This is a genomic window from Sphingobacterium sp. GQ94 (assembly GCF_059758715.1).
The window spans coordinates 1-20,403 of record NZ_JCAXEC010000002.1 but is presented as its reverse complement, the minus strand read 5'-3'; the positions used below and the strand labels follow the sequence as shown (position 1 = coordinate 20,403).

The following is a 20,403-nucleotide window of genomic DNA, read 5'->3' as shown; positions in this document are numbered from 1 at the left end:
TTAGTGTGATTTAATTTTATAAAAATAAAGATAAGATTCTAAACCCAAAGGACGTTCAGATATCGTGAAAAATCCCGCCGAATTTTGTATATCAAAGGCGATGGCTTCTCCTTGGGGTTCTGGAATATATGAAATATTTTGATAGACTCCTTGCAAGGCTCCTTTTATGGTACTTTCGGGCCTCCTATTCCAGTAATATATCTTTGTCAGGCTTTTCATTATAATAGCATCTCCTTTTTCTGAAATATCAGCGGAGGTAATAAAGGTGAATGGGAAAGAAATAATTGGACTGAGATTATATACAGCCTTCTCAACACTAAAAATATCAGCAGAATATAATGTAGATCTAAACTCTCTTTTACTAATTAAATAGAACAAATTATCAATAGGATCAACAAATATTGCTTCAGAATCACGTCCTTTGCCCGGATATTTAAGCTTTTTTATTTGAATATCTTTTTGATACACCGTATCAATAGTTGCAAGCGATTTATGAGCTGGTTCTTCAAATACTAACAGTTGAATTTCCTTTCTTTGTGCAAGGTTATCTCCAATATCCGCTAGTATGATAAAAAATTTATTATTAATCTTTACCCGGGCAATATCTTCTACATCACACACTTGGATATTCTCAAGCACATACGTTTTAACTAAGTTAGCTAAAGAGTCAATTAAGTATATTTTAGCACCATCACCAGAATCATTATGAACCCAAAAACAATTGGAATTTACATGGGAAGGTATAATCCCAGATATCTCATTAAGGTCAGGAGAGGTAACTTTTCCTAAAGCTTTTCTATCAACCTGTTTTTCTGATTGAGCACTCACATTGGAACCTGGTAGAATCCAAATCAGTATAATTAAAATAGATATCTTTAAATGCACAAATATTTTTATTTTCCTTCAAAAGCAGAAATAATTGCCGATCTAAAGGTTGAATCTTTTTCCGAGAGTTCAAATGACCTTTTATAGGTATCCAAAACACCAAATAATTCAGCAGGTCTATCTGTGGCATTATCAAAGAAATATTTGAAGCTGTAAGTTTTTGCTTTAGAAAGATCGACCTTTTCTTGATTAGAAGAGAATACTATAGGTTGCAAAACGTCTGTTGTCATTTTTCCTGTCGTTGGTAAATTGAACATGATTCCTAAACTTTTAACAAAGTTGTCTGATTGCACTCCGATGGAGGAAATTTTGATGGGTCCTCTGGTAAAACCTAAATCGCCATCAGGCACCCCTTCACGGGACACCCCTGGTTCTATATTTTTTAACACCTCTACCTGTAAACCTACTGTATCACTTTCATACAATGATTTAACCACATACATTACAGATGAATCTGTTTGTCCCAATTCTTTTATATGAAAATATAAATGCAGCTTATCAGCAAGAGGCATGTTAGTCAACTGATTTAGTTTATCCCATTCTTGTTTTACTGATTTTGATTTTTTCGCGTCGTTATTAGTACGATTACCACAGGCAAATATGGACAGACTAGAAAACACGATAAAGACGTAGGTGGTGAGCTTTTTCATAACGTTAGTTTTGATTGTAAAACAAAAATATAAATATATTGTTTGTTAATTTTTTAGAAGTGCATTGTATAAAATTTCTACTGGATGGTATGATTTTCTACCCAAACCATCTTTTATCTGATGCCTGCATGAAGTTCCCGGAGCAGCAATTAAATAATCCTCTGTTGTTCTCCGTAAAGTTGGATACAAAACAAGTTCAGCAACCTTTTGAGAAACTTCATAGTGCTCCTTTTCATAACCAAAAGATCCCGCCATCCCGCAACATCCCGAAGGAATTTCTTCCACACTATAATTCATTGGAAACGACAGTAATTCAGTTGTATATCCCATTAGTTTAAAAGCTTTTTGATAGCAATGACCATGTAATTTTATTTTCTGTGGTTCCGAAGTAAATTGCTCTTTATGTATCCTGCCAGCCTTTATTTCATTGATCAGGAACTCGTCCACCATTAGCGAATTTTCGCCTAATAATTTCGCATCCTTCCGTTTATTTATATCAACTAAATCAATATACTCGTCTCTAAACGTAATTATCGCAGATGGCTCAATGCCCAATAGAGGTGTTTCTTTACTGATAAGATTAGCCATTAAATCAACATTCCTATTGGCAATTTCCTTGGCCTTTTTCACAAATCCTTTTGATAGATAAGTTCTTCCACTTTCTAGTAACCTTGGGACGATAACTTCATAACCAAGTGCAGTTAACAATTTATATGTAGTGATACCGATTGGAGTATCATTAAAGTCAGTAAATTCGTCACTAAATAAATATACTTTTTTACCCAAAGCGACTTTAGGCTGTTTTTTTACCCATTGGGTAAATGAGGTGCCATAAACTTTAGGTAAAGAGCGTCCAGAAGCAAATCCAAGTATGTTTTTAATTATTTCTGAAGTGATTTTATTTCCAGCAACGAAGTTATACACTGGTGCTAAAACAGAACCAAGTTTTTGCGATTTTGTAAAATTTGCAATAATCTTCGAGCGAAAGGAGCTTCCGTTGGCGTCATAATAATGCTGCAAAAATTCGGCCTTCATTTTCGCAATATCAACTCCTGATGGACATTCCGTTTTACATCCTTTACAACTCAAACATAAATCCATTACCTCTTTGAGTTCCTCATGATCAAAACGATTGGTTTGAGTCGAATTTGTCAAAAACTGACGTAATAGGTTTGCCCTTGCCCGCGTGGTGTCCTTTTCATTACGGGTAGCCATGAACGAAGGGCACATTGTGCCTCCGGTAATTTCTGTTTTACGACAATCTCCACTTCCTGAACATTTCTCAGCTAATCTTAATATACTTTCATTGCTAGTAAAATCGAAATAGGTTTGAATATCTTTTCCATCTGTGGGTTTATCATAGCGCAAATGAGTATCCATTGGAGGGGTATCGACAATTTTTCTTGCGTTGAAAACACGATGTGGATCAAATATATTTTTAACTTGTAACAGCAAATTATATACTTCTTCTCCCAATACTTTACCTATAAATTCACCCCGAAGTCTACCATCTCCATGTTCACCACTAAGAGATCCATTGTATTTTAGAACAAGATCAGTTGTTTTTTCTAAAATGGTACGGAATTGTTGTTTCCCCTTAGGAGTTTTTAGATTTATAAATGGTTCGATATGTAATTCACCCGCACCAGCATGTGCATAATAAGATGCATGCACATTTTGAGACGCTAATAGTTCTTGAATATCTTTTACATAATTTGGCAAATCAATTGGTGAAACCGCACAATCTTCAATCAAATTTACCGGTTGTGATTCACCAGGTAAGTTTCTAATTAAACCTAATCCTGCCTTACGAACATCCCAAACCAAATTTGTTTGTTGTTCGCCCGTAATAAAAGGATAAGCATACCCTAACCCGTTTGCCTGAAGATTAATTATTAATTGATCAGATTTTTTGGTGATTTCCTCCAAATCATTTCCCCTAAATTCTACGATAAGAAGTGCCTCAGGATCCCCTTGAATAAAAAAACGATTATATTGATAGGTTGGGTGAGCAACAGTAAAATCTAAAATATATTTATCGACCAATTCGGAGGCTTCTGGTTTGTGATTTAATGCAATCACGTTCCCTTTCATACATTCCACCAAATTATCGAAATGTATACATAGCAATCCGATTTCCTTGGGTGGTAAGTCCATCAATTTTAGTTTAGCTTCTGTAATTAGACCTATAGTTCCCTCAGATCCAGCTAACAATTGACACAGATTAAATGGTTTACTATTACCTGCGAGTAAATCTAATGCATATCCAGTATTCCTACGAGTGATTTCTGATTTTGGGTAACCAGCATGAATCGCACTTAAATTATCCTTATTAGTTAATATATTATTTAATTCTCTATAAATATCCCCTTCTCTGGACTGAGAGCTCATTTTTTCAAAATATTCAATTTCGCTCAATTCTTTAAAAACGACCAAAGATTCATCATCTAACAATACTTTCGCTGATAATAAGTTCTGTCTTGTATCTCCCCATACGATGGAATGTAAACCGGAAGAATTGTTGCCGATCATACCGCCAATCATTGCACGACTAGCGGTCGATGTTTCGGGGCCGAACATAAGTCCAAATTGCTTTAAATAGGCATTCAAGTCATCTCGTATAACGCCTGGTTCTACCCTCACCCATTTTTGTTCTACATTTACCTCCAAAATTTTATTAAAAAAACGAGAAACATCTACGATTATTCCATTCCCAACGACCTGACCGGCTAAAGAGGTTCCGGCAGTTCTGGGTATTAGAGTAATCAAATTCCTTCTGGCAAACTGAATCAGTTTTTTTAAGTCTGGTAACTGTTGAGGAATACAAACGGCTAATGGTAATTCTTCATATACAGAAGCATCAGTAGAATAGGCAATTCGCATTGTTTGATGCTCGATTAAATGTTCATCAAAAAATAAATCTCCGGCTAGAGATTGGGCAAGGATTGATAATTTTGAATGCATTGTTACAAGAATAAATATTGTGAAACAAAACTACACATTGTTAGACAAAATAGAAGGAAAATGGCTAATTTAGAATGTAAATAAATCTATGCAAATCCAAAGTGGAATTTATGATGAATTGATCTAATTGTAAAAAAACGTTCTATAATTCCATATAATAAGACTGAATAATATTCATTATTAATTGTGAAATTTTGAATTTTATTCGGAAATCACGATATTTGCAATTACATGGCAAAATTAGAAATTTCCTTAGACCAAATTGATCTGCATATTTTGAGAATTATGCAAGAAAATGCCCGTACCAATAATGCGGATATTGCAAGAGAACTCGGGATGGCCCCTTCGGCAATTTTGGAAAGAGTAAAAAAACTTGAACAAAAAGAGGTTATATTACAATATAATGCACGAATAAATCCTGCTGCAATTGACCAAAAGATGTTATCTTTTATCTTTATTAAAACCCAAGATATTATTGGTGTACAGAAAGTAGGCTTGTTACTTGCAGAGATACCAGATGTATTGGAAGTACACGATATCGCTGGAGAAGATGGTTATTTAATTAAAGTGAGGACCAATGATTCAGCTGGGTTAGTCGATTTAATGCGAAATACATTAAGCAAAATTGAAGGGATAATATCAACCAGAACTACAATTGTTTTAGAAACTGTTAAAGAGGATAACAAATTGGTTATTCCTAATAAGGATTAAGAAAGATCATGGTTAAAGGCACGTCTCCTAAAATAAGCACCATTATTTTTGCCTATATAGTCGTATATATTGTATGGGGTTCTACTTTTTTCTTTATTGAAAAATCTCTTCATGCTTTCTCACCATTTGTATTAGGATCAATCCGATTTATTATCGCTGGATCCTTGTTGATGTTTTATTGTTGGTTAAGAGGGTATAAAATTTACATTAAAAAACCTGTTAGAGATGCCGCATTGGTTGGGTTTTTATTACTTTTCGTCGATATGGCAGCGATCATTTGGTCGGAACAATACATATCTAGTGGGATAGTGTCCATTTTATCTGCCGCAACAGCTATTTGGTTTATTGTATTAGATAAACCAAAATGGAAAGAAAATTTCTCAAGTATTCCAACTATTTTAGGTTTAATTCTAGGATTCATTGGAGTTTTATTATTATTCTCCGAACAGATTTTCACAAAAAACACAGATTCAATCATTAGTGATAACAAATTAACAGCAATGATTGTATTGACCTTGGGAACAATTGGATGGACCGTAGGCTCATTGATATCTAAGTATAGTAAGGAAATAGATCGGAAAAAAGATCAAATTGTTTTAAAATCAAAGGGTAGTTCCGAAGATTTAAATGTCATGGTTAAAACTGCCTGGCAGATGGTTGTAGCTGGAACAACTTTTACGGTGGTAGCTCTATTAAATGGAGAATATAGAGATTTTGACATCAGCTCGGTATCTCTGGAATATTGGGGAGCGATGGTTTATCTTTCCTTAATGGGTTCAATTTTAGCTTTCAGTTGTTACATTTACTTATTGCAGGTTCGTCCTGCGACTGAGGTTAGCACCTATGCGTATGTTAATCCTATTGTAGCCTTAATTTTAGTTCATTTTTTTACAGATCATATTGTAAGTAGGTTGCAAATAATTGGTTTAGCGGTTGTTCTTTTTAGTGTTCTATTAATGAATTGGAATCTATATAGAAACAGTGATTTGCTTCGAAAATACAAGAGGAGGAGAAAAATCAAAAAACTTAGAAATATGGCCCCTCAGAGTAGTATTCCTAGAATCATCGAGGTTGTAGAATTCATGAAAAAGAAATCAAAATAAAGTCGCCTTAAACCATATGATGGTATCAATTGGCGGAGATTAAGTAAGCTGATTGTCAAATCAATTTGTTTATACTGCAATTATATCATCTCCAAGTCATTTCAACCAAATTATCCTTTCATAAGTAAATATTAAAGTTTTTATTTGTAATACTTTTTGAATAAAAAATATAAAAAGTCAAAAAGTCACAACATGAAAACACGTTTAGTAAAACTCAGTTTATTTTTGGCCTTTTTTTTATCAGTCCAATTTCTCTTTGCTTCTGAAGCAATTCAAATAAAGGGCAAAGTACTCAATGCGGAGACTTATGAACCAATTCCATTTGCCTCAGTTGTTGCTGTGGGGACAGAAAAAAAAATTGGAATTACTACAGATGAAAAGGGTGAATACACGATTGAAGTTCCTAGTCATGTAAAAAAGATCAGGATTAGCTCGGTAAGCTTTGAAACTGAAGAATATCCTTTAACTTCAGAACAGAATCAAATTATCCGCGTATTATTATTCCCTTCGAATAGTATTGAAGAAATCGTTGTAAAGGCACCAAAACGAGGAAAATATTCTAATAAAAATAATCCAGCAGTGGATTTGATTAGATTAGTTGTCAAGCATAGAGATGAAAATAGGCTTACTGGTCAAAATTATGCTGAATTCAATCAATATGAAAAAATAAGTCTTGGTTTAAGTAATCTGGATTCCAAATTCAAAAACAGAAAAATATTTAAGAAATATCAATTCCTATTTCAATCGGATGATTCATCTAAAAACGGAAACACCTATTTGCTTCCTGCTTATATGGAGGAAAAGTTTTCAAAGATATACTTCCGTAAAGATCCAAATGCTAAGAAGCAATATATCCTGGCCGAGAGAAAAGCTGAATTTGATCCTAAATTTATTGATAATGATGGTTTGAGTAAATACTTTAATAGGTTGTACGATGAAGTTGAAATTTACGATAACAATATAACAATACTAACCAATCAATTCTTGAGTCCTATTGCAAACTCAGCTCCTACGTTTTATCGCTATTACATTACAGACACGATTAAAACTAGCTCACCTATGCTCGTCGAATTAAGCTTTTTCCCTAGAAATAAAAATGATTTATTATTTAAGGGAAAACTATACGTGACCTTAGATGGTAATTATGCCGTTCAAAGTGCACAAATGACAGTAAGCAATGAAATAAATTTAAATTTTGTAAGAGATTTAGATATTGAACTGGCTTTCAAAAAAAATGAAGACAACAAATTCTATCTAAGTAAATCAAGTTTAGGAATTGATTTTTCGATCACTGATAAAGGAAAAGGAATTAGAGGGAAACGTATTGTACATATCGACCAGTACACAAATAATATTGCTAGAGCTGACAGCATTTATCAAGTTGCCGATGTTCACACAGTACCGCAAGAAGTTAAAGTTGAAGAAAAAAGCGAAAGTTACTGGGCAACTCTTAGGCCGGAACCACTAAAACCCACGGAACGCATGATTTATGAAAATATAGACAGCTTACAGCATATGCCGTCATTTCGTACTTTCATGGATATTAGCGCTTTGATATTTTCTGGATATAAGCAAGCCGGAATTGTTGAGGTAGGTCCAGTCAATACGTTCTATTCTTATAACCCAATAGAAGGGTTTAGACTTCGGGTAGGTGGTCGTACAACCGAATTGTTCAGCAAACGTTTTTATATCGAAGGATATGGGGCGTATGGTTTTGAAGATAAAAAATGGAAATATTTTTTGAGTGGAACATACTCTTTAAATAATAAATCAATTTACAATTTCCCTCAACATTACATTAGAGCATCTGCTTCATACGACACTAAAATTCCTGGACAAGATTTAGAATTTGTCCAGGAAGACAATGTTTTATTATCGATAAAACGTGGAGAGAATATGAGCTATTTATACAATGAGACCTATAGATTGGATTATAAAGCTGAGTTTAGTAACAACTTTTCTATAAATGCTGGTTTGGGTATTTGGAGGCAAACACCTGCAGGAGTTCTAAATTATAAGATACCGCTAGAAGATGGTGGCTTTCAAAATGTAAAAGAACTAAATGGCACTGAATTCAACCTTGGATTTCGCTATGCTCCACATGAAGAATATTATCAATCAAAACTATATAGAGTTCCAATAAACAATGAGTATCCCATTTTTAACTTCAATTACACTGCAGGCATAAAGGGTCTATTTAAAGGAGAGAACAGCTATCATAATTTTAAGTTAGGAGCATATAAACGATTTTATTTATCTCAATTAGGATATGCCGATGTAAATGTAGAAGGAAGTTACACACTAGGGAACAATTTACCCTTTGCAGTTCTTAATATCCATAGAGCAAATCAAACCTATGCTTATCAATTGCAATCGTACAATCTAATGAATTTTATGGAATTCGTTTCAGATCATCATGTTTCATGGAATATGCAATACTACATGAATGGTTTTATATTTAATAAGATCCCATTATTAAAAAAATTGAAGTTAAGGGAAGTATTTAGCTTCAAAGGAGTCTATGGTGGTCTCCGAGATAGCAATAACCCAACATTAAACAACAAGATTTTTGCTTGGCAGACCAATTCCATGGCTCAACAAGCTTCGTTTACTTTTGATAAAGATCCGTATATGGAGCTAAGTGCGGGAATTGCAAATATCTTTAAAATTTTAAGAGTGGATTTAGTGAAACGATTAAACTACCTGAATCATCCGGATGCTCCTGAGTGGGGTGTTAGGGCAAGAATTAAATTTGATTTTTAACCTTAGTGTTAAAAATCAAATTTTAAATATAATATTCACCATCTACGCCTATTTTTCATTGTTTAACTTTACATTCCGCAAAATTCTGTATCAATTCATTGTTTTTTGCTGATTCTACAGCATTAGAAAATGAAAACATAATTCAATTCTTTCAAATACGTGAGTTCCATGTTCGCTCAATTTGGAAATTGATCTTTTAAAATCAAAAAAGTATTTGGATACGATCTTTCTAAGGCTTACTTTTGTCAAATTAATATGATGATCACTTGCACATACCATTACTGTTTCCATCATCGCCATTTTGGCGATAGATATTAGTATTGGCTCTACGTGAGGCAAGTTTCCCAGGATCAACTTTTATTAATAAATTACACACGACAAAAACCAACATTTTGAAAAATCTGAAAATAGCTATCCAAAAATCGGGTAGATTAAATGAAAAATCTGTACAACTTCTAAAAAATTGTGGCTTAGATTTCGAAAACTATAAAAGCTCTTTAATTACAACTGTTTCAAATTTTAATTTGGAAATATTATTCTTACGAGATGATGATATCCCTGGATATGTTGAGGAAGGCATTGCTGACTTAGGAATTGTGGGTGAAAATGTGATTGACGAGACGCAGACCAAGGTTCAATATTTACAAAGGTTGGGATTTGGGAAATGCACGTTAAAACTCGCTATTCCAAAAGATTCCACCATAGATCGGTTAGAAGATCTAAATGGTAAATCGATTGCTACCTCCTACCCTAACATCCTTCAAAATTTTCTGAACGAATATAAAATTACTGCTGATATACAAGAAATCTCTGGTTCTGTTGAAATTGCACCAGGGTTGGGTTTAAGTGATGCTATTTGTGATATTGTATCCACTGGCGGAACATTAAAGAATAATGGATTAAAACCTTTCGTTGATGTAAGGAAATCAGAGGCCATTTTGATAGGAAGAGATGGGTTAGAAGAAAATCCAATTATATGTGAGTTACTGCAAAGAATACAGTCTGTTCTTCGGGCAAAAGAAACAAAATATGTAGTTTTGAATGTTGAAAAGAACAATCTATCGCAAATTACAGAATTGTTGCACGGCGTAAAAAGCCCCACCGTAGTTCCATTGGCAGAAGAAGGATGGGTTGCCGTTCATACCGTAATTTCTGAAGATGATTTTTGGGATAAAATCAACAAATTAAAAGCAGCAGGTGCCCAAGGAATTGTGGTCATGCCAATTGAAAAAATCATTATGTAATATGCTTGAAACTTATATATATAAAGATTTAAACCAGGATCAAATCCAAAATTTGGTACGTCGAAATACGGACTCAAATAATGCAATCCAAGATTCAGTCCTGAATATTATCCAGGATGTCAAATCTCAAGGTGATTTAGCCTTAAAATCATTCGCTTTGAAATTTGATAAGGTAGAGTTGGACACGCTGATTTTAGGCTCAGAAGAAATTGATGCTTTAGCGATGACAATTTCTAGAGATCAAATGAGGGCGTTGGAAATAGCCTTTCAAAACATCTATAAATTTCATCAATCTCAGCTTAAACGAGAACGAGTAGTTGAGACTATGCCCGGTGTGAAATGTTGGCGAGAAGTTAGACCTATTGAAAAAGTTGGATTATATATACCAGGAGGATCTGCGGTACTACCAAGCACATTATTAATGTTAGGAATCCCAGCACGTATTGCTGGATGCAAGGAAATAGTAATTTGCTCTCCTCCTCAAAATAATGGAAAGATCAATGGTTTTGTTGCTTACTGCCTAAAATTGTTAAAAATTGACAAGATTTATTTAGTCGGTGGCGCGCAAGCTATTGCGGCCATGGCGTTTGGTACTCAAAGTGTACCAAAAGTCAATAAAATATTTGGCCCTGGCAACCAATTTGTCACCAAAGCAAAAAGCCTAATTCAAGGAATTACAGACGTAAGTATTGATATGCCAGCCGGTCCTTCCGAAGTATTAGTTATTGCTGACCAAACATCAAACCCAGCATTTGTTGCAGCTGATCTATTAGCTCAAGCTGAACACGGAAATGATAGTCAAGCAATTTTGGTAAGTACAGATGCCGCTATTGCTAAAAAAGTGAAGGAAGAGGTTAGTAAACAACTTCAAGTATTGCCTCGTAGAGAGCTTGCTGAAAATGCAATGAAGAATTCTTATGTCATATTGACTGACTCACTTCAAGAGGCTATGCAATTCTCAAATATTTATGCTCCTGAGCACCTCATTATTGAAATTGATGAGTGGAAATCATTATCAACGTACGTTATGAATGCAGGATCAGTCTTTCTGGGTCACCTAACACCTGAAAGCGCCGGGGATTATGCTTCAGGCACAAACCATACCTTACCTACCTCGGGTTATGCAAGATCATACTCTGGAGTCTCTGTGGATTCATTTATAAAGAAAATAACATTTCAACATATCTCCGAGCAAGGTCTTGAGCAGATTGGTTCAACTGTAGAAATATTGGCAGAATTGGAAGGTTTACATGGCCATAAGAATGCTGTCAGTATTCGAAAAAAATAATCATTAAAAATGGGAGTATTTACTGAGCTCCCATTTCTAAATATTTTATTATAATCTATTTTTTCTTTTTTTTCTTTGAATTACCAATGAGTCGATGATAAATTTCATTAATAGCTTTCTTCAATTTTTTTAATTTAACTCCTGCTTTATTTAGTTCTTTAGCTGTAGTTTTATTAATTTCTTTGGTTTCATTCTTTTTCGACTTCTTTTTCTTGTCGGATGAATCCTTTTTTAATTTATCTTTTAGTTTTGACGATTCATGCTGCTTCTTTTTGGATTCCTTTTTATCCGAAATTTCGGTTTTATTCTTTTGATTGGATTTACTGGAAGTCTCCTTAATTGATTTTTCCATAGTCAATAGATCCTTTCTTGAGGCTTCATTTTCTATTTTCTTATCATCAACATCCTTAGATTTTTCAATTTGCTTCTTCACGACAGGAATTACCTCGTTTACAGGTTTTCCTTGATTTACAATTTTGGCAGGTTGACTAATCTTTTCGTTACTCTTATCAGCGTTTACTGCTATTGCGGAAGCCTTTGTAATAGGCTTCGTAGGTATTGTTTTTTCAACTGGGGGTTTATCACCTGATTTAGATTTTACAGTCGTTTTAACTGATGAAGTTTTCTTTGGTAATGCAGATGTCTGAGTTGGCTTAGAACCTTTGTTCTGAGTACTCAAATCGCTAGAACTGATTTCAGTAGTTTTAGATTCTGAAAGCTTTTTATCAGAGGATCTACTACTTACTAAGGTTTTCATTGGTTTGCTCACCGGTTTCTTTTCAGGACTTTTTCCTTTCTCATTGGAAGAGGAATTTGTTTTAGTTGGATTAATTTCTTCAGCCATTTCTTTAAATTTATATTTACTTCAATTTATATTAATGTTGCATACTCAGTATTTGTAAATAATTTGTTATTCAAATAAATGTTGTTATTTCTGGCTTTCATAACAGACAATTACATATATTGCTGTTAATCAATAATTTAACACAACACTCGCAGTTACTTTAAAATAACAAAAAAGAATCTCGAAGCATCGAAATTAACATACTTAGAAACATCAATATAGCAATTTTTGTTTTGAATTCACATAACTATTAAACCATTTTATTCATCAGCTATCAAAGAATATTCTTACATTTGTAATTCTACATAATTGGGGTCGACCGGAATTGACAGGATGGCGATGGTTATGTAAGCATGCAGTGCATTGTTAGTCTAGCACTTAAATCTGAACTTTCAACTTTATAACAGGCGAAGAAAACTACGCCTTAGCTGCTTAAGTTAGACTTAACATAGCTATTTGTCCCGTTAGATCCTGTTCTTTGGTTTAACATTCGGGGCATCGAACAATAGAACTGGTCATTGTGATTTTGCTAAGCAGTGATGAGACCCAGCAGATAAGGAAAACGGTATAGGTTTGCAACTCACCTTCCCTTTCCCGACAATCAAAGAGAAGCTAAGCATGTAGAAAGCGTAAATCATACTATGTTTGGACGAGGGTTCGAATCCCTCCGGCTCCACGGAAGTTAATCAAAGAGGTAAATATCAATTATTTACCTCTTTTTTTTATATGGTCACGAGTTTTAAAAGGATAATAAACTGTACTTAAGCTTTCTATTCTTCATTTTAGACTTTTAAATGTAACTATAGTTTATCCTATTATATTTAAACCAAATACTAGCATTTGAAAGTTAAATTAAATAGGCAATTTTAAAAGATTCATAAAATTATGAGCTATTTAAACTTTACATTCAACTCAAATTATTATTACATTTGAGCCAATAAACTCAATTAATCGGCTCATCATATACAACTGGCAATATAAAGAGTGTCCCAATTTCACCTTCTCAATTGAAAATATTCGTGCTACAGCAATCGCATTTGCGGAAGAGTTAGGAATAACTAAAGGATTAATGATTTCACTAAAAGGAGAAGAAAAGCAAGAAACAATTATTGAATTACTAATTTCAGAGGCTTTGAAAACATCAGAAATTGAAGGTGAATATATGAGTCGATTGGATGTAATGTCTTCAATCAAGCGAAATCTAGGATTTAAGGATATTGCTACAGTTACGGACAAAAGAGCTGTTGGTATTGCAGATTTAATGACAAGTGTAAGGGATTCATTCAATGTTGATCTTTCAAAAGAATTAATTTTACATTGGCATAAGATTCTAATGCATTCCTTTAGAAACATAAATGCTGGTGAATGGCGCAAAGAAGAGGAAACTAAGCAAGTTGTATCAGGCAGTTATGGAAAAGAGGTAGCTCACTATTTAGAATATCAATAACACTCTTAAAAGACAATAAAAGTTAGGTTAAATTACCATATAAATCAGTACTTACACTATAAATACTTTAAGATTTTTGATTCAAAAATTTCTATCTCTTTCCTATTATCAAACCAATTAAAATCTTTATTCATTAATTTAATTTCACCTGAATTTTTATTCGTAAAACTAACTAATAAAATTCGTGTGTACCTATCAAATTCTCTGAATAAAACTTTAACAACTTCATTTCTTTCTTTATAAAAAAAATCAACACATTTCCAATGACCAGTATGATCAAGCTCTATAACTAGGTTATTCTTGTCTAAAAAAATATCAGGATTCTTTTCATGTAACTTCTTAAGATTATCCTCAATTTCACCCATAGTCTTATTAACTTTCCAAGATTCAGCAAATGGATAAAACCCTGCAAAACCACCAACTCGCCTCCTGCCAAGCTCATATCCAAAAATTATTAGAATGAGACAAAAAACAATCAAAGATATTTTTTTAAACAATTTCATAGAACCTTATTAATTACCTGAATTACCATCATTCGTAACATATTGCCAAAATGCATCATAAGCGGCAGTTGGTGCTTTACCCAAAGTTATTAATCCAAAAGTAACACCTTAGAAGTGCCTATGCCCTTGTTTTCAAACTTCGTTTCCAGTAGAAGTTACAATATCTATAGTCATAAGGGCTAAAAGTACACCAGAACTCAAAGTGTATCGTATCTGTCACGGCATTTATCACCGTTAAAACAAATATAAACAAACCAGCTAGTTTAGTAGTATAATAATCTGGTATCCATCAAATATAGATTTCTCATGATAAATTAAAATAAATTTACCTGCAAGGTTTGACTCACAAATACAACTTCAATAGACAGTCGAAATTTGCAAAGATAATTTTGTACTCCCTTTTAAAATCGTCGTGATATTTATTGCTTTACGTAAAATTATACATAGTCTATCGAAAGATACTTGTATAATGTTCCTAACAATAAAATCCATCCCCATTAAATTTTCAACCCATCTAAGAAAAACAAAATTGATTTTATGATTTCACAAAAACATCTGTAAATCAACTATTTACAAATTTAACACTCAAAATTACACCCGATAATTTTGGGTGTTTATAGTTAAAAGTTTAATCTCTTGAATAGTAATTCACATTGGTAAAAATTAGGTTTAGCTTTAAAATTTTTGCATTGAGAATTGAGCTTTATTACTTGTGTGGTTTCATTTTCGGCTCATTGTATTCATATATTTCTAGTTTATAATTTTTATAATATTACTTGAAAAATAATTTAACATTTTTCAAAAAGGTCTCACCAATCGGAATCTGAAGGTAGACTTCCCCGTTTTGGTAGACTTACCTGTTTTTCAGACCAATTAAAAATATTAAATTCGTTTGATAAACATTATGAAGAGAAGCAAATTTTCAGAACATCAGATTGTCAATATTCTTAAGGAATATGAAGCAGGAAAGTCTACAAAAGATATTTGTAGAGAACAGGGAATTTCAGCACCAACATTTTACCAATGGAAACAAAAATATGGTGGTATGGATGCTCAACACTTAAAAGAGTTAAAAGCATTACAAGAAGAAAATAGTCGCTTAAAGCGAATGTTTGCTGATTTAAGTTTGGACCACCGTATTTTGAAAGACATTATTGAAAAAAAGCTTTAAAGCTCTGTGAACGTAAGGAGCTGGTTGAGGAGGTTGTAGATGAGGAAGGGATCAGTATTCATAGAGCCTGTAAGATTGTTTGCATGAGTCGCAGCATGTATTACTATGGCCACAAAAATGATGATCAAATTGTTATTGAAAAACTAATGGAACTAGCATCTAGATATCCTACAAGAGGATTTGAAAACTATTATGGTAAAATTCGACTGGAAGGCCTTGTGTGGAATAGGAAAAGAGTGCTTCGAGTTTATCGAAACATCAATTTAAAGCTTAGAGTGAAGCGTAAACATCGTCTTCCTGCTAGAATTAAAGAGAAACTCCTTGTTCCAGGGGCTGTTAACGAAACTTGGTCGATAGACTTTATGAGTGATTCTTTGGCTAACGGCAGGAGGTTTCGGGTCATCAATATTATTGATGATTACAACCGAGAGTCACTACTAAACGAATCTTATTATTCTATTCCAGCAAGTAGGTTAGTTCAAAAAATAAAGGAAATATTACTTCATAGAGCTAAACCAAAACGTATCCGAACAGATAACGGTCCAGAGTTTATAGCTAAAGTTTTCAAAGACTTTTGTGATACACAGGGAATAGAAATACAATATATACAACCTGGTAAGCCTGCTCAAAATGCATATATTGAACGTTTCAATCGTACATTTAGAGAAGATGTTTTGGATGCTTATTTATTTGAATCCATTAATCATGTAAATGCATTAGCCTATGAGTGGCAGATTGACTACAATAGCAATCATCCTCACAAAGCATTAAATGCACTAAGTCCATGGCTATTCGCCAAAGAAGCCTCGGTTTCTTGAGGCGTGTTTTTATATTTATTCACTGTTCGAAAAATGGCAAGGCTACAAAAAAGGTAAGGCTACAGAAATTATACAGGTTGTTGTTGGAACAGCGGTTTCGATTGTTTAGAGCACGATATAGAATGTCTTTGGTGTCAATTAGGGATTTTATATTGTCTACTAGGATGTAAACCTGAATCAGTGTGTAATAATGATTAAGTCAAGTGTTCAAAAATTAATAAAAATTAAACGATGAATTATAAATTTGTTATTAGTTATATATCTGTAATTTTTAATGTTTTTTATTTGGGTTTATGGATTTATTTAACGTCAATATACCAGTCACATACTCCAAGTAAGGAACAATTTGATAAAATAATAATCATTCCAGAATATTATAGAGAATTTACATTAATAATATTAACAATTTTCTCAGCAATTATCTTTGGAAGAAGTAATAAATTGATCCACAAAATATTATTAGTTATTCAAAGTTTAATAGGGTTTCTATTAATATGGCAATTTTTGTAATTAAAACAATATTATGCGATTTTTTTCCAATTTACTTCTTTAAAATTCTATCATGAAATAAATAACATTCATACGATCAAGTTGAATGGTGTAAAAGCAATCATTACCAAAAAACAAATTTCAATCATCTATTGCTTTATGGGAAAATCTTAACCGTCAAATATTATTCATACGGCGTCAACTAAGTCCTGACTTATTATCTAGAAAAGCCAACGGTTATACGATGGAGTATTTGGTAAACGATTATGTTTCGCACTTCGAACATCACCTAAATCAAATTAATAATGGAAAATGACATCATTCTGAAAGAATTTACTTTATGAATAAAGAAGAACTAAATTTTTAAACTGTCGAATTACTGAAAGAACATACCATTTAAATTTTCATCCCTTCCAAGAAAAGCAAAATTGATTTTATGATTTCACTTCTATCCTCACCTTTTCCACAAAATTAACGCTCATCGAAAGATGGTCTTTAATTTTGTGGGCCAAGGAATTTGAATTTGTGTTGGGTGGATTCTACCGGAAAGGATTCCAAGGTGTGGGTTCGGGATCTGTGGACCTGACCATTCTAATAGCGATATCAATCTAACTGGATAATTCAACCCTCAATATCTATTAAATTAATAAAATAATCAATAAAATCATTTTTATTCTCCATAGGTTTAAAGCCTACATGTTCATAAAGTCTTTGCGCCGTTAAGTTGGTTTTCTGTGTGGATAGATAAATGGTGTTACTTCCTTTCGACTTAGTTATTTCGAAGCATTTTTGCAATATAGTCGTTCCAGCTCCCTTAGACCTAAAATGCTCTAAAACATATAAATCATTTATAATCCAGTTTTTGGTCATTCGAACCGAAGAAAATGTTGGATAAAGCTGAGTAAACGCGACAGCTTTTCCCTGATATAACAGAACATATATTAAGGAATCGTCTTGAAAGAGTCGTTCATCAATATAGGACTTAGACAAATTTAGATCTGATTCTTTCCCATAAAAAATTCGGTATAGGTCAAAAAGTTCATAAACCATGTTTGCATTCGACGGATTAATTTGGATAATTTGATAGTTCTTCATAAGCTTGACTACAAATAGGTGGAAAGTTCTACAGCGAATGGATTTTTACTGGTAGATAATGCTAGTTTAATTCTTTTGATTTCCGATTGCGTTTTATTCTGACTTAATTTCTTCTGTGCTTGAATTTCGTGAACATCGATTCTGAAGGTTTCTATATGATCCATCATACTTAATTTATACGAAAGAGGAATATTATTCCAATGCTCAAAATAGGGAGGTTCATACTTTGCAATCGTTTTTTCTATTATTTCAAGTTTGTTGGATATTTTCTGAAAAGCACCATACGCATGCAACACTATATAATCCCAAGTTGGAAAAGAAATTTTATTATCGTAGTGGCTTGGAGAAATATACGCATGGGGACCTTGGAAAATTACTAGACACTCTGAGTTGTTCTGGATGCTAGATTGATTATTCATGTTTGAAACATGGCCATATAGGATTATCTTCTCATTAGCTTCTTCTGCTATAAGAGGAATATGACTACCAATTATTTGATTTCCATTAAAATTAAGCAGTGTTGCAAAACTATTTTTATCCATAAATTCATATTGTTCCTTTAGATCTTCAAATTGAAATTTAGTTGGAATGTACATATTATATTTTTTTTTAATCGAATTTAACCTTAAATTGGATGATATTTATAAGCCAATTTTTAATAAATGGATAATCCAATTTTAGGTAATTTGAATTTAGAGTTCAAACAATCTTCTGGAAAAAGAAAATCTTTGACTCTTTCTCACTTACTCTTGAAATACATCACTTCAGGCCAACTATTGACTGGACAAAGGTTACCAAGTAGCAGGAAATTAGCTGAAAAATTGCAAGTTAATCGGGCCACTGTAACAAAAGCTTATGAAGAATTGGAACAACAAGGCTGGATTAAACCAAAGCTTGGAAGTGGGTATTATATCCAGAATACAATAGACATCAAAATATCTCAAGAAAAGATAGATAATACTAGTTCGACCGATATAGGAGAAATAATATTGTCTTCCCAAAAATTCCCAGATATTAGTAAACTCACCAAACCTCAAACTGTGCCGAGAGTAGGTTTGCATTTGGATGATGGATTTCCGGATCCGAAACTCAGCTTTCTTAAGGAATTTTACCAAACTTATCGGAGTCAATTGAAAAGAGCTGGGTATTATTATAAATACGGATGTTATGGTGATTCTAAAGGTGGTGAAATGTTCAGAATAGTTCTGGCAGACTTCTTGAATAAAAACAGGGGGTTTCAAATCTCATCAGCGCACCTCATGTCAACCAATGGTACAGTTATGGCATTGAATCTAATTAGTCAATCCTTACTTTTAGCAGGTGACGCTGTCATTATAGAAAAGCCTTGTTGGACTAGAGCAGAACAGATATTTCAGTTTGCAAATTGTCATTGTATACCGGTTGGTGTAGATAATGATGGTTTAATCGTAGATCAAGTGGAAGATGTCTGTATGAAAAGGCCTATTAAACTTATATATATTACACCACATCATCAATATCCTACAACTGTAAGTCTTTCTTTGGATAGAAGGTTAAAATTATTAGGCTTAGCCAAAAAGTATGGTTTTTTTATAATTGAAGATGATTATGATTATGATTTTCAGTACAATCATTCCCCCTTGCTTCCTTTGGCCAGTATGGATCGCTCCTGTCATGTAATTTATTGTGGATCTTTTAGTAAGAATCTTTCACCTGCTTTCCGCGCTGGTTATATAATAGCTGATCCGAAACTGATCGATATTTTTGCAAAGGTTCGTTTAATCGTTGATCGGCAGGGAGATCATATAATGGACAATACAATGGCTGAATTGATTGAAGATGGAACATTTAAAAGATATATTCGAAAATCAGTTACTCAATATACCAATAGAAGAAACATATTCTGTGATATCTTGAAATCTGATTTACAAAATTTTGTAGAATTTGATATTCCCAATGGTGGTTTAGCTGTTTGGGTAAAATTCTTGCCAAAAATAGATTTGCATTTACTTTCAAAAAATTGTCAACAGTATAATTTATTTATTTCAAATGGTCAGTCTCATAAGTATCATGATTTCAACGTAAACGGCATTCGATTGGGATTTGCTTCTTCAAACGAAGCTGATTTAAAAAATGCAATTGGAATATTGAAGATGCTTTTGACAAAAAAATATTCATGATAAATTATCGGAAAAGAGTGAATATCCGATCAACTGTTCTAATTTCTTTCAATGTTTAAGTTAAGAATTCACATAATCTACTGGAACTGGTGATGGAAGTGGAGGACAATATTATAAAGTTATCACAAGTCCTTTGTTTCCAATAAATGTTAGTTATAATGGAAGAATATATTACCAAAAAATGTCATTATGTATAAATATGCTTTATCGAGATATTCAATAATTATTTTAATACTTTTTTCATGTAAATCATATGTTAAAGACAATGG

Annotated in this window: 15 protein-coding genes, 1 other RNA gene and 1 pseudogene; 10 read left to right on the top strand and 7 right to left on the bottom strand. The window is 33.0% G+C overall.

What is annotated here, in order from left to right; genetic code table 11:
* The 3 genes from AC6CHH_RS01870 to AC6CHH_RS01860 are packed head-to-tail and all read right to left on the bottom strand — an operon-like array spanning position 1 to position 4,499.
* Positions 1–885: a hypothetical protein gene (locus AC6CHH_RS01870; RefSeq protein ID WP_498279142.1), complete on the bottom strand. Its 885-nt coding sequence runs from the start codon at positions 883–885 to the stop codon at positions 1–3.
* Between the two features lie 8 nt (positions 886–893).
* A complete protein-coding gene (locus AC6CHH_RS01865) occupies positions 894–1,535 on the bottom strand; it encodes a hypothetical protein (RefSeq protein ID WP_498279140.1) in 642 nt (213 codons plus the stop codon).
* Positions 1,536–1,580: 45 nt separating this feature from the next.
* A complete protein-coding gene (locus AC6CHH_RS01860) occupies positions 1,581–4,499 on the bottom strand; it encodes an FAD-binding and (Fe-S)-binding domain-containing protein (RefSeq protein WP_498279138.1) in 2,919 nt (972 codons plus the stop codon).
* 231 nt (positions 4,500–4,730) lie between these two features.
* Between AC6CHH_RS01860 and AC6CHH_RS01855 the strand changes: the two genes are divergently transcribed.
* The 5 genes from AC6CHH_RS01855 to hisD all read left to right on the top strand — a co-directional run bounded on the left by AC6CHH_RS01855 (position 4,731) and on the right by hisD (position 11,608).
* On the top strand, positions 4,731–5,210 hold the full coding sequence (locus AC6CHH_RS01855) for an Lrp/AsnC family transcriptional regulator (RefSeq protein WP_498279136.1): 480 nt from the start codon (positions 4,731–4,733) through the stop codon (positions 5,208–5,210).
* An 8-nt stretch (positions 5,211–5,218) separates the two neighbouring features.
* Positions 5,219–6,313: an EamA family transporter gene (locus AC6CHH_RS01850; protein WP_498279134.1), complete on the top strand. Its 1,095-nt coding sequence runs from the start codon at positions 5,219–5,221 to the stop codon at positions 6,311–6,313.
* A gap of 192 nt (positions 6,314–6,505) precedes the next feature.
* Positions 6,506–9,076: a DUF5686 and carboxypeptidase-like regulatory domain-containing protein gene (locus AC6CHH_RS01845; protein ID WP_498279132.1), complete on the top strand. Its 2,571-nt coding sequence runs from the start codon at positions 6,506–6,508 to the stop codon at positions 9,074–9,076.
* Between the two features lie 392 nt (positions 9,077–9,468).
* On the top strand, positions 9,469–10,320 hold the full coding sequence (gene hisG / locus AC6CHH_RS01840) for an ATP phosphoribosyltransferase (RefSeq protein WP_498279130.1): 852 nt from the start codon (positions 9,469–9,471) through the stop codon (positions 10,318–10,320).
* Between the two features lies 1 nt (position 10,321).
* Positions 10,322–11,608 carry a histidinol dehydrogenase gene (hisD, locus tag AC6CHH_RS01835; protein ID WP_498279128.1) on the top strand — a complete coding sequence of 429 codons (1,287 nt, stop codon included), beginning with the start codon at positions 10,322–10,324 and terminating at the stop codon, positions 11,606–11,608.
* Positions 11,609–11,663: 55 nt separating this feature from the next.
* Here the strand turns inward: hisD and AC6CHH_RS01830 are convergent, their stop codons facing one another.
* Positions 11,664–12,452, bottom strand: coding sequence for a hypothetical protein (locus tag AC6CHH_RS01830; RefSeq protein WP_498279126.1), 789 nt, complete (start codon positions 12,450–12,452; stop codon positions 11,664–11,666).
* Positions 12,453–12,763: 311 nt separating this feature from the next.
* On the opposite strand from AC6CHH_RS01830, the gene ssrA reads away from it, so the two are divergent.
* Positions 12,764–13,131: a transfer-messenger RNA gene (ssrA, locus tag AC6CHH_RS01825) on the top strand.
* Positions 13,132–13,368: 237 nt separating this feature from the next.
* Positions 13,369–13,899: a DUF4172 domain-containing protein gene (locus tag AC6CHH_RS01820; protein WP_498279754.1), complete on the top strand. Its 531-nt coding sequence runs from the start codon at positions 13,369–13,371 to the stop codon at positions 13,897–13,899.
* A gap of 56 nt (positions 13,900–13,955) precedes the next feature.
* On the opposite strand, the gene AC6CHH_RS01815 is transcribed toward AC6CHH_RS01820, so the two are convergent.
* Positions 13,956–14,402, bottom strand: coding sequence for a hypothetical protein (locus tag AC6CHH_RS01815; protein WP_498279124.1), 447 nt, complete (start codon positions 14,400–14,402; stop codon positions 13,956–13,958).
* 904 nt (positions 14,403–15,306) lie between these two features.
* Between AC6CHH_RS01815 and AC6CHH_RS01810 the strand changes: the two genes are divergently transcribed.
* Positions 15,307–15,573 carry a transposase gene (locus AC6CHH_RS01810; protein WP_498279122.1) on the top strand — a complete coding sequence of 89 codons (267 nt, stop codon included), beginning with the start codon at positions 15,307–15,309 and terminating at the stop codon, positions 15,571–15,573.
* 11 nt (positions 15,574–15,584) lie between these two features.
* Positions 15,585–16,391: pseudogene (locus AC6CHH_RS01805) on the top strand (IS3 family transposase); the annotation flags it as partial.
* A 1,110-nt stretch (positions 16,392–17,501) separates the two neighbouring features.
* On the opposite strand, the gene AC6CHH_RS01800 reads toward AC6CHH_RS01805, so the two are convergent.
* Both AC6CHH_RS01800 and AC6CHH_RS01795 read right to left on the bottom strand, forming a co-directional pair.
* A complete protein-coding gene (locus tag AC6CHH_RS01800; protein ID WP_498279120.1) occupies positions 17,502–17,975 on the bottom strand; it encodes a GNAT family N-acetyltransferase in 474 nt (157 codons plus the stop codon).
* 8 nt (positions 17,976–17,983) lie between these two features.
* A complete protein-coding gene (locus AC6CHH_RS01795; protein WP_498279118.1) occupies positions 17,984–18,571 on the bottom strand; it encodes an FMN-binding negative transcriptional regulator in 588 nt (195 codons plus the stop codon).
* Positions 18,572–18,637: 66 nt separating this feature from the next.
* Here AC6CHH_RS01795 and AC6CHH_RS01790 point away from each other — a divergent pair, with 66 nt between their 5' ends.
* Entirely contained in the window at positions 18,638–20,134 is a 1,497-nt protein-coding gene (locus tag AC6CHH_RS01790; RefSeq protein ID WP_498279116.1) for an aminotransferase-like domain-containing protein, read from the top strand.
* Positions 20,135–20,403 lie beyond the last annotated feature (269 nt).

Coding starts and splice junctions, on each gene's coding strand:
- AC6CHH_RS01865 (WP_498279140.1), bottom strand. CDS start 1,535: ATGAAAAAGCTCACCACCTACGTCTTTATCGTGTTTTCTAGTCTGTCC.
- AC6CHH_RS01860 (WP_498279138.1), bottom strand. CDS start 4,499: ATGCATTCAAAATTATCAATCCTTGCCCAATCTCTAGCCGGAGATTTA.
- AC6CHH_RS01855 (WP_498279136.1), top strand. CDS start 4,731: ATGGCAAAATTAGAAATTTCCTTAGACCAAATTGATCTGCATATTTTG.
- AC6CHH_RS01850 (WP_498279134.1), top strand. CDS start 5,219: ATGGTTAAAGGCACGTCTCCTAAAATAAGCACCATTATTTTTGCCTAT.
- AC6CHH_RS01845 (WP_498279132.1), top strand. CDS start 6,506: ATGAAAACACGTTTAGTAAAACTCAGTTTATTTTTGGCCTTTTTTTTA.
- hisD (WP_498279128.1), top strand. CDS start 10,322: ATGCTTGAAACTTATATATATAAAGATTTAAACCAGGATCAAATCCAA.
- AC6CHH_RS01830 (WP_498279126.1), bottom strand. CDS start 12,452: ATGGCTGAAGAAATTAATCCAACTAAAACAAATTCCTCTTCCAATGAG.
- AC6CHH_RS01815 (WP_498279124.1), bottom strand. CDS start 14,402: ATGAAATTGTTTAAAAAAATATCTTTGATTGTTTTTTGTCTCATTCTA.
- AC6CHH_RS01810 (WP_498279122.1), top strand. CDS start 15,307: ATGAAGAGAAGCAAATTTTCAGAACATCAGATTGTCAATATTCTTAAG.
- AC6CHH_RS01800 (WP_498279120.1), bottom strand. CDS start 17,975: ATGAAGAACTATCAAATTATCCAAATTAATCCGTCGAATGCAAACATG.
- AC6CHH_RS01795 (WP_498279118.1), bottom strand. CDS start 18,571: ATGTACATTCCAACTAAATTTCAATTTGAAGATCTAAAGGAACAATAT.
- AC6CHH_RS01790 (WP_498279116.1), top strand. CDS start 18,638: ATGGATAATCCAATTTTAGGTAATTTGAATTTAGAGTTCAAACAATCT.